Genomic DNA, 13750 nt, shown 5'->3' with positions numbered 1-13750 from the left:
AGTCTCCGCTATGACTAAAAAAGCACTATTTATCGCGCTCGGCCTCGCGCTGGCTGTTGGAATCGTTTTCGGAATTCATCCTGAACTCGACTTGCTCCTGGCTTCGCTGTTTTACGATCCAGCGAGTCGGACCTTTCCTCTTAGTTCCAGTTCGATCGCGACTGTCGTGCGCTTTGGAGCGATGTATGTCGCATGGGGGCTCGCGATGCCCGCAATTGTCGCGCTCGTTGTAAAACTTCTGCGTCCGAACCGGCCACTCTTGATATCGGGACGCGCAGTGATGTTTCTTCTTGTCACCATGATTCTATCGGCGGGTGTCCTCACCAATTTCACGTTCAAGAGCCACTGGGGGCGGCCGAGGCCGGTTGCGGTAGCAGAATTTAATGGTCCCCTTGGGTTCGTGCCGTGGTGGGATCCGCGTGGTCACTGTGTACGAAACTGTTCGTTCTTCACCGGAGAAGGAGCGACGGCATTCTGGACTTACGCGCCTGCCGCCCTGACCCCGCCAGCGTGGCGGACGCTGGCCTACGCAAGTGCAACGGTTTTCGGCATCGTCATCAGTCTGCTCCGGATGGCGTTCGGCGGGCACTTCTTTACCGACGTGGTGGCTGGCGGAATAGTGGCATTTTTAGTGGTCTGGCTGATGCACGGGTATATCTACCGCTGGCCATCGACGCGGCTAAGCGATCAGCAGATCGACGCCTCACTGACGCGCTTCGCTTGGCCAGGCTATCGTCTGCTACAGAAATGGCGCGGCCGCGATGTTGGATCTGTCAAAGACTCGACCGTGTAAGCTTCGTACCCGGATCGATGCCAGCATGATAACTCGCTGAGTTGATGATTTTCCGAATCTCGCAGGACGCGATTACTCGTCGCATGCGCCCGACGGGGAACTTCCTGCTCATTTCTCCCCCCGGTCAATCGAGCAGGTCTCATCTTTGGCCCAATCTGCGAAACTCAAGTAGTAGGCGCGGACATCATCATATCCGGCTCGCAATGTTGCCGCCGCGGCGAGCGCGGCTCGTCCGCCGCCATCGCAATGGGTCACCACATGGTCCCCTGACTGAAACCCGGCGTTCGTCAGTAGTTGCTGCAACTCTCCGGCAGGCCGAAGGCGACCGCCCTCAAGCAGACTCACGTGCGGCAGCACGCGTGCCCCCGGCAGATGTCCACCGCGTGAATTGCGCCGGAGATCCTCCCCAGTAAATTCACCGACCGTCCGGGCGTCGAGAATCCGAATACCTGCGTCGAGTTCGGCCTTCAACGTCTGTCGATCGACGAGCCCAACGGGTCCCGATCCAGGGCGCGCCTTGAAAATCGCAGGTGTGGCGGAGGCTGGAATGAACCCGCGCAGATCTTCACGATTCTGAATCGCCGGCCATCCGCCGTTGAGGATGAATGCCTCGGCCCCAAAATACTGCAAGATAAACCAGACCCGCGCTGCCTCGGTCATACGCCCATCGTCGAAAACGACAACCGGCACCGAGCCGTCGACACCGAGAGCAGCGATCGCATGTTCCCAATAGCCAATATTCTCGAAGGACGTCTCGCCCGACTTCGCAGCGGCTTCCCAGACTTCGATGGGGACGCGAATAGCATCTTCTCGATGACCCGCTTCGAAGGTCATCGCTTCCCGCACGTCGAGAAGGCGCGCCATGCCGAGATCGAGCAGCGCGGCGGAGTCGATCACAGGATCATTGGCCATGGAGTCTCCGTTAGGATCGATGTTCAGACGAGTTTCGACAAGATGCCGGCACCAGCCAGAAGCACCACCACGATCCATGGCGGCAGCTTCCAAAGGGTGAGGAGCAGAAAGCCTGCGAGTGCGAGCGCAAAATCGCGCGGCGTCAAGACCGCACTGGTCCAGACAGGGTTGTAGAGGGCCGCGCCGAGAATGCCGACCACGGCTGCGTTGGTGCCGCGCATGGCGGCCTGAGCGGCGGGGCGCGTACGCATCACATCCCAGAACGGCAACATGCCATAGACGAGCAGCATGCCCGGAAGAAGCAGTGCGACGAGGGCAATCGCTGCACCGGCAAAGCCGTTCGGCGGAGGGCCCATCACTGCCCCAAGATAGGCGGCAAAGGTGAAGAGTGGTCCCGGCACCGCCTGTGCCAGCCCATAGCCTGCCAGGAACGCCTCGTTGCTAACCCATCCGGGGGTAACGATTTGAGCCTGAAGCAGAGGCAACACGACATGGCCGCCGCCAAAGACAAGTGCGCCCGACCGGTAGAATGCGTCGAACAAGGCGAGAGCCTGAGAGCCGCTCGCAGAGACGACGACCGGAGGGATCAAGAGAAGCCCTACGAAGAGTACGAGTGCGATGAAGCCTGCTCGCCGCGTGACCGGAAAACTTAGATGTCCGGAAACCGGCGCGACGTCTCCTCGGCAGAGCCAAAGGCCCGCGCACGCGCCGAGCGCGATCGCTGCGATCTGCCCAAACGATCCAGTGAAAAAAACAACGATCACAATTGCGGCGAGCGCAATGCCAGCTCGGGTGCGATCGGGTGTGAGGGTTCGCGACATGCCCCATATGGCTTGTGCGACGACCGCGACCGCGACGAGCTTCAGGCCATGCAGGAAACCTTCGGCCACCGGTCCCGTGAATGCGGCCGCGCCCATCGCAAAGGCAAACAGGATCAGGGCCGAAGGCATGGTGAAGGCGAACCACGCCGCAAGGCCACCCAGAAGACCATTGCCGCGCAGAATGCCGAGGGAAAAACCGACCTGGCTGGAGGCCGGCCCGGGAAGAAACTGGCAGAGCGCGACCAGGTCGGCATAGGCCGTCTCGTCGAGCCATTTGCGCCGCACCACCAACTCATCGCGGAAATAGCCGAGATGGGCGATAGGACCGCCGAAAGACGTCAGGCCCAGCTTCAGGAATGCTGTGAAGACCTCGCTTACGCGACCTTCGGAAGCGCCAATGCTCATTACGAAGCACCGACAACTAGCGTCAACGCTTCATTGCTTCGCCCGTGAATTCCCGAACCCGGACCTTTGCAAGCGCAAGGCCCTGCTTGCCTAGCTTCGTGGCCTTGTAAAGCTTTCTCGCGACGCGCCCATCGCGCTGCACGCGCGAAATCAGATAACCCTTGTGTTCCATCGCACGGAGCATCGGGTACAAGGTTCCCGGGCTGAGCCGATAGCCGTGGTGTGCCAACTCGTCGATCATCCACTGCCCATAGATTTCCATCTCTGCCGCATGGTGCAGGATGTGAAGCCGGATGAAGCCGGTGAGCAGGTCGTCGAATCTCATCGATCAAATTCACGTTTTCGGTCCCCACTATCGTCCCACGGTATCGGAAACCGATATTGAAGCCAAGCGTCTCCAGTGCCCCATCCACACATAGAACAATAATGGCATCCTCGGCAGACCGAAACCCCAACATCACGCCCAGAAAATGAAAACGCGCGCCTGCAGAGACCGTCACCATCTGCGGGAAAACATCCAGAAGGTCCATGAACCACGGCTCTAGGCGACGTTTGAAACATCGGCCGAGGTGCTCGGCGCTGATGAAGGCCTTTAGCGACTACGGAAAAAGGAACGAAGCGGCCTGGCGCAAGTCGGTCTAGTCCGCATAGGTGATCAGTCCAGCAAAACCCTCGTCCATGTGGTCCTGGTGATGGCAGTGGAACAGCGTGTCGCCGGGATCATTGGCCACGAAGTCTATCTCCGCTGTGGAATAGCGCGGCATACTGATCGTGTCCTTCATGAGCCCCGATGTGGCCTTGTCACCCACCTTGGTGACCTCGAAACTATGCCGATGCATGTGAACGGGGTGCTCGTCGCCACTGTTATTGTTCATGACGAGGCGATAACGTTTCCCGCGTTGCACGGTGAATAGTGGATTAGTATCGGGCCAGGATTTGCCGTTGATGGTCCAGCGATTGTAGCCGCCACGGCCTCCCGGAATCTTCTCGAACTTCAGGTTGATGCGCTCGTCCGGCGAAGCGGACGGACTGCTTCGGCCGAACGCGGTGTAGTCCCACGCCGCCTTGGAGGGAGGAGACCAGACCGGAACTCCGCTTCGATTCTCATACTCGACGACAACGCCCATACCCATTTTACGGTCATCGTCGTCAGTCGATGCAAATACCCAAACACCAGGATTGTTCATTTCCACGATGACGTCCGCGCGCTCTGCCACGTCCAGCTTCAAAGTGTCGATCGTTGTCGGCGTGGGGACCGGGTTGCCGTCCAGTGCGATGACGGTAAATCGGTGTCCGGACAACGCAAGCGAGATTCCCATGTTGCCGCTGGCATTGAGCATGCGGAACAGGACTCGTTCTCCTTGGCGCACGCGAATGGGGTCGCCATGCCCGAGCATCCGGTCGCCGAGAGTCGCCGAACTGTACATCGCCTCCAACCCGTTGTCCGGCGGAGGCCCCTTGTGCATGTCTTGCATACTCACCCAAGAGCCCTCCCAATGGTGGGCAGCGAGCATGATCTCGCGGTCGTAACGGCCGGGATCACCCGCGGCCGGATCGATGACGAGAAAGCCGAACTCTCCAGAATACGTGCTGCGACTGAGATCAGTCATCGCCATGGCGTGGCTGTGGTACCAGCGCGTCCCGGCGGGTTTAGGCGTAAAGTTGTAAATTAACGACTCCCCGGGCGGAATGATCGGCGACCCCTCTTCCACGGCTCCGTCTTGAAGGGGCGGAATGAACAGTCCATGCCAGTGGATCAGGTTGGGATAGCCGGAATCGTTGATGACGTTGATGGTTACCGGCGCGCCTTCCTTTAGACGGAGCAGCGGTCCTGGAACTGTGCCGTTGTAGCCCGTGGTCTGGATGACCTTGTTCGGCCCTATTTCCAGCGAGATCGGGGCAATCCGGATAGTGTGATCGGCAGACGGCTGCGCTGCTTGTGCGTAGCAAGGGCGGCTCGCGACAGCCACCAGACCCGTGGTGCCGGCTCCCAGCAGCAATTCACGACGGTTGAAGCACGCTTCGTGCAAAAGATTTTGGTCAGGAGGGCATAGGCGCAGCCGATCGGCCGAGGATCTCATCTGCTTTCTCCTTTGCTAGGCGAAGGACCATCGGACATCATTATCGGTTTCCGATAGCGTTAGTCAAAGCACGTGATCTTTACTGGCAGGTCTCCTATGTGTGCCAAAGATTCCGGCGGCCTTTTATGTGATACCTTGTCTTTCTAATCTTGTCGCTCGCAAGCGCGCCACCGTCTGCGGCGCGGAAACATCCATTCATGTGTCACATCCCCGAATACGGGGATGCCGGGATGATGCGACAATATGTGTGCGCTTGAAGGATTGCCACCGCCGTGAGCCGATCAGGAATGGCCAGCCGCTCAGCACTTTGAATAGCGATTCTGAAAAAACTGGCCGATCCTCGACGGCGCCGCGATTTTGGCTTGCCGAACAGCGCAATCGCGGACCGTGTTGACTCCTAGTGCCTAGTGTTACCAATGACCGGGTAAGTGCCATTTGGTTCGAAAGTGACAACTATGCACCTAAAACTATTGCCCGCCGCCGCGTTCCTAATTTTATCGTTTCAGGGTGCCGTGGCGGAGCAGATCGGCGGAGATAAGGCGTTTTCATTCGTGGCGTTGGGTGATCAGCCCTATAATCTGCCGGATGACAGCATCAAATTCGACCGACTAATTGCGGCCATCAACAAGCTGAAACCCGCCTTCACACTGCATGTAGGTGACATTAAATCAGCCCGAATCCCGTGCAGTGACGAAACCTTCCATCAAGCGCTGGCGCAGCTGCAGACTTTCGATGGTGCGCTCGTCTATACGATCGGTGACAACGAATGGACGGATTGTCACCGAAAACAGGCGGGCGGTTTCGATCCTCGCGAACGGCTGACAAAGCTGCGTCAGGTGTTCTTCGCGAATCCCGGACAATCCTTGGGCAAGGTCCCCATCAAGGTCACGAGCCAAGCGCAGGCGATGCCAGCGTTTTCAATCTATGTCGAGAATGTTCGTTTTTCGAAAAACGAGGTGCTGTTCGCGAGCGTGCACGTTCCCGGCTCCAACAACGGCTTCGAGTCTCAGGAACCCGAGTCCGCGAAGGAGTTTTTCGCCCGTGATAAAGCGAATGTCGCATGGATTGCTGCAGCCTTCGCCGAGGCAGAGGGAACTGGCGCCAAAGCCGTGGTGATGTTCATGCATGCAGAGTTCGACGAAGCGCGCTTTCCGAACGGCGCGATGCCACGGCAATCCGGCTTCGTGCAAACCCTTGATGCAATCGAAGCCGGCGCTAAGCGTTTCGGCAAACCAGTGCTGCTAATTCATGGTGACGAACACTTTCTTTCGCTTACACCTTTGAAGAACAGCATGGGTGCGCGAATACCTAACGTGCTAAAATTGATGGTCTATGGCGAGACACTGGTGCATGCGGTGCGGGTACTCGTCGATCCCGATAGTCCAGGTGTGTTCGGCTTCATTCCATTAATTGTGCCGGAAAACGGCATGGGCAATTGATCCGCGGCGCCCACTATTTCAAACTGATGTGGATACGCCGATCCCTCGCAGCCCTCCCGAGGCACTCGATGCGTCTGACGAACATGCGCCTCCGAGCTAATTCTGATTCGAGCGGCCGACCACACACCTATGAGTGAGGTCGTCGCGAGGACCAGAAGCTCCGTAAAACGCCACAAATCCATTAACAGCGCCTTTACCAAGGACCGTTACGTTTGGACGCCGCAGATGGGACGGTGAACGGATGTCGCCAAAGAACGACCAAGGCTCGTCGCGAGTTCAGGCGCTTGATCTGCTGCGGCTTGTCGCCGTGGCGGCCGTCGTCGTTTATCACTACGGCTTCTGGGGCCCTGCGGCTCAGGGTGTCCCCCAGGTCGCCATACCGTCAATGGCGGGTTTCGCGCAATATGGTTTCTTAGGCGTGCCCGTGTTCTTCATCATCAGCGGGTTCGTCATCGCCTATTCCGCGGAAGGAAGGACGGCAACGGGCTTCGCCATCGCGCGCTTCAGTCGCATATATCCGACTTTTGCCTTATGCATGACGCTGACGTTCTTGGCGATTATCGCGTTGGGGAAGCCGCATTTCGACGTGACCCTCATCCAATGGCTCGCAAACCTTTTCATTGCGGCGCCGGCGCTCGGCCAGCAGTATGTGGACACGTCCTACTGGTCGCTCGTTATCGAGGTCGTTTTCTACGCCTGGGTGGCGGTGCTGATGGCGGCAGGGTTGTTTCCGCGTCGCATCGATTCGATCATTATGGTCTGGCTGGGCATCACTTTCGCCAACGAATTGACTGTAGACCTGCCGATCTTCGAAAAGATATTTATGGCGGACGACAGCGGATTCTTTGCAGTCGGACTGCTGATCCATGAATTCTACCGCGGACGTCGCGACGCCATGCTCTATTGCATGTTCGCGATCTCGACAGGGACGGCCGTGTTTCAGGCGCTACACAAGCTGGAGCGCCTTGGGGTTCATACCGGCGGCTCCTTTGACGAACGAGTGGTCGTCGCGATCTGTGTTATTTCAATAGCGGTCATATTCGCCTCCACCCGCGTCCGCAAACTGCCCCTTCCAGCGACTTTGGTTCTGGCGTTGGGCGGTTTGACGTACCCATTCTATCTGCTGCACATGCAGATGGGCTACACCATCTACTTGAACGAAATCATCAGCCAAAAGACACCGCCTTACGCGGCGTCGATTGTCCTTGGCATAGCCGCCATGTCGTGGGCTATCTGGCGATTCGTCGAGCGACCGCTTCAACGGTGGACGAAGGAAGCCCTAACGGGAGTGGCCATCCGTCGGGGCTGGCCTGTCCGCACCGACGTCAACCGTCCGGCATCGGATGGCGGCGTGATCGTCCCGCAGCCCGCGACCGAGGCCCGATAGAAGGGGCCACGTTCATAAGGCGCCCTAAAAAGGGGCCTCTGGGCTCAACACACGTCGAAATGTCATCCGGAAACACGACTCCGCGGCTTAGGCCAGGCGTCCCGTTGGCCATTGCATCAGCGGTCCTGTTTGGCGCTGCCGCCCCGCTGTCAAAGGCCATGCTCGGCACCGTCGAGCCTCAACTGTTGGCGGGGCTCCTTTATCTGGGCGCACGTATCGGACTGGCGATCGTGCATGGCGCACGTGCGGGATTTGGAATTCCGGCATCGGAGGCGCCGCTGCGGCTCGCAGACGTTCCATGGCTCACGGTTATCATCTTCTTCGATGGGGTCGTCGGCCCCGTGCTCCTGATGTTGGGTCTGAGCCGCAGCGATGCCGCGTCTGGCTCGCTTCTTCTCAATCTCGAGGGCCTTGCGAGGCATCAAGCCGTCCTACGCACTGGAGATACTGCTAACGGAGGCTATTGGGCGTTTCGCTAGCCGTCCTCGATCGTATGGAGGAGCTTGGGGCACATGTAAGTGGTCGGAGAGCCGTCGGGAGCGGACTTCCGGATCACCACGCTGCACGCAGGCGACGCGGCGTTCGGAAAGAGATGAAATCGAATGATGGTGAAATTGACGACTTCCTCGACCTGAGCAGCGGCGAACAGCTTGGTCCGCTGGCGTTTCGCCGAAGCGTTCAGCAGCAACGTGCCCGCCGGTTGTATCATCGCCACGCGACCGCCTTCCCGTGTCAGACCAAGGGCCTTGCCGAGGAAAAGGGTTCCGATATCCTTGTTGGAGAAGCGCATCATTCTCGCGGAGCGTTCGTCGGCGGCGCTAAGCAGTGTTGATGCGAGGAACCGGTGTGTCGGGCCGCGCGCGCGAGACGGGCAGTCCCGCACTTCTTATCGATCTCCAGCCGGCGTACTTCTGGAAGAACTCTGCTTTATGAGGCAAATGAGCGCAATTCGATCGCTGTTGGTTGACTTTAAGTATTCATTAACCATCTGAGGCGCCCCTAGACAGCAAGCTGTATGACGACCCAGGAAGCTCGAATGTTTTCTCCTCATCAATGTCTTGGAATCCTGAGTCTTGGCTGCTTCCTGCTGATCGCATTGCAGATAGCAACCGGCATCAGCTTCCGCTGACGAGACGGGGTGCATCAAACGGTCTCACCAATGCATGTTGTCGGACTTAGTGAGGCGTGCAAGCGAGCAATATGCATTCGAAAAATTCAAAATCTAAACCGATCTCTGCTCTTCGCGAACTTCTCACCAATGAGGCTTCCGGCGGGATCGTCCTCATGTTCGCCGCAGCGACGGCGCTCTTCGTCGCGAACACGGCATTGGCGCCGCACTACTTTGAAGTCCTGAATATCAAAATAGCGGGATTTAGCGTCCTGCATTGGATAAACGACGGCTTGATGGCCGTGTTCTTTCTGCTCGTCGGCCTTGAAATCAAGCGCGAGCTGATCGAGGGACAGCTGGCCAAATGGGAGGATCGCATTCTGCCGGGTGTTGCGGCGATGGGCGGCATGGTTGTGCCGGCCGTGGTGTATCTGGCGATCAATGGGTGGTCGGGCGCGACTGCGCGGGGATGGGCAATTCCGACGGCCACGGACATCGCATTCGCGCTTGGCGCCATTGCCATTCTCGGCCGTCGCGTTCCAGTATCGCTGAAGATATTTCTGACAGCGCTTGCCATCCTTGACGATCTTGGCGCGATCACCATCATTGCTTTGGTCTACACAGATGCCCTGCATCTTGGATGGCTTCTTGCCGCAGGCGGCACACTGGGATTGCTTGCGGCGCTGACCTCGTCTGGACAACGCTCGCTTTGGGTATTTCTGCTGCTTGGTGTGTTCCTGTGGTTGTTCACCTTGAAATCCGGCGTTCACGCGACGTTGGCGGGTGTCGCACTTGCTTTCACGATTCCCTTGCCGCCGCGAATTGAAGGAGGGAAGGGGGAGAGGCCGCTCCTAGTCCTCGAGCACTTTCTTCGGCCATGGGTCGCGTACCTCATCGTGCCAATATTCGGCTTTGCCAATGCTGGTGTTTCATTTGCTGGCTTAAAGCTGTCAGTGCTCACAGCACCGGTGACATTAGGCATCGCCGCCGGCCTTTTTTTTGGCAAGCAATGCGGCGTCTTTTTGGCCACGTGGCTGACCGTCTCTCTCAAGCTGGCTAATCGTCCAGCAGGCGCGTCATGGCTGCAGGTGTATGGCGTGGCGCTTCTATGTGGCATCGGCTTTACCATGAGTCTCTTCGTCGGTCTCCTCGCGTTTCCAGGCGACGAACTTCTCTTGAACGAAGTGAAAATTGGCGTCCTTTTGGGTTCCATAGCAGCGGGGCTGGCCGGTATCGTTGTTCTTGCGATGAGCCCAAAGCCGGCGAACTAGTCCTTTTCCTGCAGAATGGCTCGCGACCTTCCCGCCGCAGTCCGTCAATATGACGCGTCCAACGCGGTTTCCTCTTCGGCTCGGCTGGGGTAGCGATGCTTTCGGCGCCATTGATGTCTGAAAGCCGGACACGTCTATCGACTGGCCGAGGCAGATCATTGGGTGACATTTCCTTGCTCGCGATTTGCCCGACGGAGAGAGGCTTTCAGGAGCTAAATCACCGAGGATGACGATGGGTACGCATTGGCGCAGTTCAAAAAGCAACGGATCAAGACGCTCCGATCTTGCTGCGATCTACGTTTTGATAGCAACGGGAATCGCCGTAGTCGCAGTGATCGTTTGGGGCTGCGCAGTGGCCGAGATCGTGAAATATCTTCGATAAACTCGAGACGGTCATGGCAGCAACACGATCTGCAAATGGATTTGGCCCGTAGCGGCCAGGCTCTAATTCATTGACACGACGCTTCACGAAAATCGCCACGGCCTGATGACAGACGCGGATCGGATGTCTGGAATTCAGATGCGCTAGTGCACGGGCTTCTGCTGCGCGTTCAGCTTGTGGTGAGTGCCGAACCGCTCAACCATAGTCGCACTCGCCTCGTTTAGGCCGATCACCTCAACATGCGCGCCATGGCGACGAAGCTTCAGAACTATATCGTCCAGCGCTCCGATTGCTGTGATATCCCAGAAATGTGCGTCACTCACGTCAATGCAGACGCGCTCGGGGGCATCTTGATAATCAAAGGCGTCGACAAGGCTACTGGAGGACGCGAAAAACACCTGACCGGTGACAAAATAGGTGATCTTCCGACCGTCACCCGACAACTCAGTGACGACCCCGAGCAACCGGGCAACCTTGGCAGCAAAGAAGACACCGCTCAGGACGACACCGGTCAGAACACCCATCGAAAGGTCGCCCGTGGCTACCACAACCACAACGGTTGCCAGCATCACCACGCTTGAACTCAACGGATGCGACCGCAAGTTAGTGACTGATGACCAGTCAAAGGTGCTGATCGAGACCATGATCATCACAGCAACCAGTGCGGCCATCGGGATTTGCTTGACCCAGTCGCCCAGAACAACGATCAGGAAGAGCAGGAATCCACCAGCGAAGAATGTCGAAAGTCTGGTCCGGGCGCCGGCGGTGACATTGATCACCGATTGGCCGATCATCGCGCATCCGCCCATCGCGCCGAGGAAGCCTGTGACGAAGTTGGCGATGCCCTGGCCAACGCACTCCCTGTTCTTGTTGCTGCCCGTGTCGGTCATGTCGTCCACGATCGAAGCGGTAAGAAGGCTCTCCAGCAATCCCACCGCAGCCATCGTCAGCGAATAGGGCAATATAATTCTCAGCGTCTCCAGATTGAACGGAACCTGAGGCACTGCGAAGAACGGGAGGCTTGACGGTAATTCACCCATATCTCCGACAGTGCGCAGCTTGACGCCGGAATAAATGGTGAAACCAGTCAGTACGATAATGCTGACAAGGGCCGACGGCACCCGCTTCGTCACATAAGGGAAGAGATAGATGATCGCTAGGCCGGCGGCGACCATCGCATAGGTTTCCCAGCCGACGTGCATCAGCTGCGGCAACTGGGCCAGGAAGATCAGGATGGCCAGCGCATTGACGAAGCCAGTCATCACCGAGCGCGATACAAACTTCATGAGCAGGCCGAGCCGCAGGGCTCCGGCCGCCATTTGGATCACGCCCATAAGGACCGTGGCTGCGAACAGATATTGCAGTCCGTGGTCTCGCACCAGGGTGATCATGAGAACGGCCGTAGAGGCTGTTGCCGCCGAGATCATGGCTGGTCGGCCACCAACAATGGCGGTTACGCATGCAATTGAAAACGATGCGTAAAGGCCGATTTTGGGATCAACGCCCGCGACAATAGAGAACCCGATCGCCTCTGGAATAAGAGCCAGTGCCACAAGCACACCGGACATCAGTTCGGTAGGGATGTTCGTCAGCCACTCGCGGCGCAACGATTGGGAAACTTTCATTTTCAAACCAATATGACCAGCGAGGCGACGGGCAGCGCCCAATCGGTCCTGAATTAGTTAAGTGCTATTCGCTGAGGGGTTTCCGGGGGATAGGCGCCCGGCCGAGCCACCCGATCAAAAATCGGGTCCGACGAGATTTCGATGATGCCTTCACCGCGTCGCGACATCAAGAGACAATTTTGAAAGCAGATGGCAATAGGTGTTGTTTCAAGCGCTATCGACCCCTGATAGTCTCGCTCAGGGAATATTCGACCGGTTCAACAGGCATAAGGCACGCGCTTTGAAGCGACGGCATACCCAGAAGTATTTCGTGGCCGACCGGTCCGTCAGTATTACAACTGAGAGGGAGTTTTTAGCCGCGCTGGACGAGATCGCTGCCAATTTGGGCCAGAGCAGAGCGGCCCTGGTCCGGTCAATTGGTGAGAACCACCACATGGCCAACCTCTCGGCCGCCATACGCATTTTTGTAATCGAGTACTATATGAACGCTTGTGGCGTCACGCCTTCCAAAGAGCAGGCTTAAACCAGCAAATCCGCCGACTCATTGCGAGGCTTGAGGAAGCTGTGCTGTGAATGTTCGCCGTCCAGCTGCGGCGGCGCAGCAGCGTGTTTTATTACCCGATGATCGGATACTATTGCGCCTGCGGTCCGAGCTGCAATATCGATTATGCCAGTCATGGTGCTGCGATTTAGCGCCATCGGGTGCCGACGGGAGCTATATCGCAACGCATTCTGGACGGATAACGGCGCGAAGCACGCGGAGCACGCCGCCGCTGATGGACAGCATGGGAAACGCGATGCTGGTGGTGCTTCAAACTTTGGGATCGCGGGGCGACGCGCAACCCTTCTTGGCTCTAGGCCGGAGGCGTAGGCGAGCCGGACACGATGTCAGAGTCGCAACCAGTGAGGAATTCGCTGGGTCGAGCAGGCTCGTTTAGCAAGCGCACCGCTTCGCGTCGACTTCAAGCAAATCATGGCGAAACAGGTAGGAGGGCGGCTGTTCGTTAAGGTTGGGCAGGACCAGACCACAGAAGTTCGCGTTTCGATCCTAGTGCCGCACCAGCCGGTACCGGTCGCGCCTGCGCCGATTACGATACAGGCTACTGATATCGCGACCGGACAGATCGCCAGCGTGGCCGACCATTTCATGCCGGGAAATCGATAGGATCATATCGCGGCACGCCTGGATCGTGCCGCAAACTGTTTCAAAATAGAAGGTTCGCTGGCTGGAAGTTTCTTCGCGGGTCAACGACAATCAAGTTGCCCGGGAAGCACCAACCTACCGCTGCAATCCTATGCGCGGAGAGTGATGCAAGTCAGGACGGATGACTGACGCTTCGGGATCGGACTTTTGCTCAACTCCAAGAAAGTTCGCGCGATCCCGATTCTTAAAGCCATCGCGCGTTCCCTCGAACTCCCGTGCAGAACGATGGCCTCTCTCCCTGTCGGGCCCAAATCGACGCTCGAGCGGCTCTGCCGCCGCCAAATCCAAGGTGGCAACCATTATGATCGGGCAGATAAAATAC

General features: G+C 57.9%; 13 protein-coding genes and 1 other annotated feature. Of the genes, 6 read left to right on the top strand and 7 right to left on the bottom strand.

Annotated features, from left to right (window positions below; translation table 11 throughout):
• Positions 1–10 precede the first annotated feature (10 nt).
• Complete coding sequence (locus AB8A23_RS29755) at positions 11–793, top strand: phosphatase PAP2 family protein (protein ID WP_439060603.1); 783 nt, start codon at positions 11–13, stop codon at positions 791–793.
• 108 nt (positions 794–901) lie between these two features.
• Here the strand turns inward: AB8A23_RS29755 and AB8A23_RS29750 are convergent, their stop codons facing one another.
• The 4 genes from AB8A23_RS29750 to AB8A23_RS29735 all read right to left on the bottom strand — a co-directional run bounded on the left by AB8A23_RS29750 (position 902) and on the right by AB8A23_RS29735 (position 5012).
• Complete coding sequence (locus AB8A23_RS29750; RefSeq protein ID WP_439060604.1) at positions 902–1705, bottom strand: sulfurtransferase; 804 nt, start codon at positions 1703–1705, stop codon at positions 902–904.
• Positions 1706–1728: 23 nt separating this feature from the next.
• On the bottom strand, positions 1729–2931 hold the full coding sequence (gene chrA / locus AB8A23_RS29745; protein WP_439060605.1) for a chromate efflux transporter: 1203 nt from the start codon (positions 2929–2931) through the stop codon (positions 1729–1731).
• Positions 2932–2953: 22 nt separating this feature from the next.
• Positions 2954–3256, bottom strand: a complete 303-nt coding sequence (locus tag AB8A23_RS29740; protein WP_439060606.1) for a PadR family transcriptional regulator — start codon at positions 3254–3256, stop codon at positions 2954–2956.
• 313 nt (positions 3257–3569) lie between these two features.
• Positions 3570–5012 carry a multicopper oxidase family protein gene (locus tag AB8A23_RS29735; protein WP_439060607.1) on the bottom strand — a complete coding sequence of 481 codons (1443 nt, stop codon included), beginning with the start codon at positions 5010–5012 and terminating at the stop codon, positions 3570–3572.
• A 512-nt stretch (positions 5013–5524) separates the two neighbouring features.
• Between AB8A23_RS29735 and AB8A23_RS29730 the strand changes: the two genes are divergently transcribed.
• From AB8A23_RS29730 to AB8A23_RS29720, 3 genes are all read left to right on the top strand, one after another.
• Positions 5525–6451 (top strand): hypothetical protein, encoded by a 927-nt coding sequence (locus tag AB8A23_RS29730; RefSeq protein WP_439060608.1) that lies wholly within the window; start codon positions 5525–5527, stop codon positions 6449–6451.
• 241 nt (positions 6452–6692) lie between these two features.
• On the top strand, positions 6693–7838 hold the full coding sequence (locus AB8A23_RS29725) for an acyltransferase family protein (RefSeq protein WP_439060609.1): 1146 nt from the start codon (positions 6693–6695) through the stop codon (positions 7836–7838).
• A gap of 104 nt (positions 7839–7942) precedes the next feature.
• A complete protein-coding gene (locus AB8A23_RS29720; protein WP_439060610.1) occupies positions 7943–8317 on the top strand; it encodes an EamA family transporter in 375 nt (124 codons plus the stop codon).
• Here the strand turns inward: AB8A23_RS29720 and AB8A23_RS29715 are convergent.
• Positions 8314–8631 carry a hypothetical protein gene (locus tag AB8A23_RS29715; protein ID WP_439060611.1) on the bottom strand — a complete coding sequence of 106 codons (318 nt, stop codon included), beginning with the start codon at positions 8629–8631 and terminating at the stop codon, positions 8314–8316. The genes AB8A23_RS29720 and AB8A23_RS29715 overlap by 4 nt on opposite strands.
• Before the next feature lie 407 nt (positions 8632–9038).
• Here AB8A23_RS29715 and nhaA point away from each other — a divergent pair, with 407 nt between their 5' ends.
• Positions 9039–10217 (top strand): Na+/H+ antiporter NhaA, encoded by a 1179-nt coding sequence (gene nhaA, locus AB8A23_RS29710; RefSeq protein ID WP_439060612.1) that lies wholly within the window; start codon positions 9039–9041, stop codon positions 10215–10217.
• A gap of 525 nt (positions 10218–10742) precedes the next feature.
• Here nhaA and AB8A23_RS29705 read toward each other — a convergent pair.
• Positions 10743–12224 (bottom strand): SulP family inorganic anion transporter, encoded by a 1482-nt coding sequence (locus AB8A23_RS29705; RefSeq protein WP_439060613.1) that lies wholly within the window; start codon positions 12222–12224, stop codon positions 10743–10745.
• A 76-nt stretch (positions 12225–12300) separates the two neighbouring features.
• Positions 12301–12356, bottom strand: a sequence feature (sul1 is cis-regulatory element that is thought to sense ions involved in sulfur or methionine metabolism; They are found in Alphaproteobacteria).
• Positions 12357–12534: 178 nt separating this feature from the next.
• Between AB8A23_RS29705 and AB8A23_RS29700 the strand changes: the two genes are divergently transcribed.
• Complete coding sequence (locus AB8A23_RS29700; protein ID WP_439060614.1) at positions 12535–12747, top strand: ribbon-helix-helix domain-containing protein; 213 nt, start codon at positions 12535–12537, stop codon at positions 12745–12747.
• Between the two features lie 756 nt (positions 12748–13503).
• Here the strand turns inward: AB8A23_RS29700 and AB8A23_RS29695 are convergent.
• The coding region (locus tag AB8A23_RS29695; protein ID WP_439066041.1) for a hypothetical protein at positions 13504–13750 on the bottom strand (247 nt) is incomplete at its 5' end.

This window comes from Tardiphaga sp. 619_E2_N8_4 (genome assembly GCF_051810905.1).
Taxonomy (GTDB): domain Bacteria; phylum Pseudomonadota; class Alphaproteobacteria; order Rhizobiales; family Xanthobacteraceae; genus Tardiphaga; species Tardiphaga robiniae.
This window is presented reverse-complemented; position numbering and strand designations above follow the sequence as displayed.

Bases quoted from the DNA above. Each gene is read 5' to 3' on its own strand.
- AB8A23_RS29735 (WP_439060607.1), bottom strand. From the start codon at position 5,012: ATGAGATCCTCGGCCGATCGGCTGCGCCTATGCCCTCCTGACCAAAAT.
- AB8A23_RS29715 (WP_439060611.1), bottom strand. From the start codon at position 8,631: ATGATGCGCTTCTCCAACAAGGATATCGGAACCCTTTTCCTCGGCAAG.
- chrA (WP_439060605.1), bottom strand. From the start codon at position 2,931: ATGAGCATTGGCGCTTCCGAAGGTCGCGTAAGCGAGGTCTTCACAGCA.
- AB8A23_RS29725 (WP_439060609.1), top strand. From the start codon at position 6,693: ATGTCGCCAAAGAACGACCAAGGCTCGTCGCGAGTTCAGGCGCTTGAT.
- AB8A23_RS29755 (WP_439060603.1), top strand. From the start codon at position 11: ATGACTAAAAAAGCACTATTTATCGCGCTCGGCCTCGCGCTGGCTGTT.
- AB8A23_RS29750 (WP_439060604.1), bottom strand. From the start codon at position 1,705: ATGGCCAATGATCCTGTGATCGACTCCGCCGCGCTGCTCGATCTCGGC.
- AB8A23_RS29705 (WP_439060613.1), bottom strand. From the start codon at position 12,224: ATGAAAGTTTCCCAATCGTTGCGCCGCGAGTGGCTGACGAACATCCCT.
- nhaA (WP_439060612.1), top strand. From the start codon at position 9,039: ATGCATTCGAAAAATTCAAAATCTAAACCGATCTCTGCTCTTCGCGAA.
- AB8A23_RS29740 (WP_439060606.1), bottom strand. From the start codon at position 3,256: ATGAGATTCGACGACCTGCTCACCGGCTTCATCCGGCTTCACATCCTG.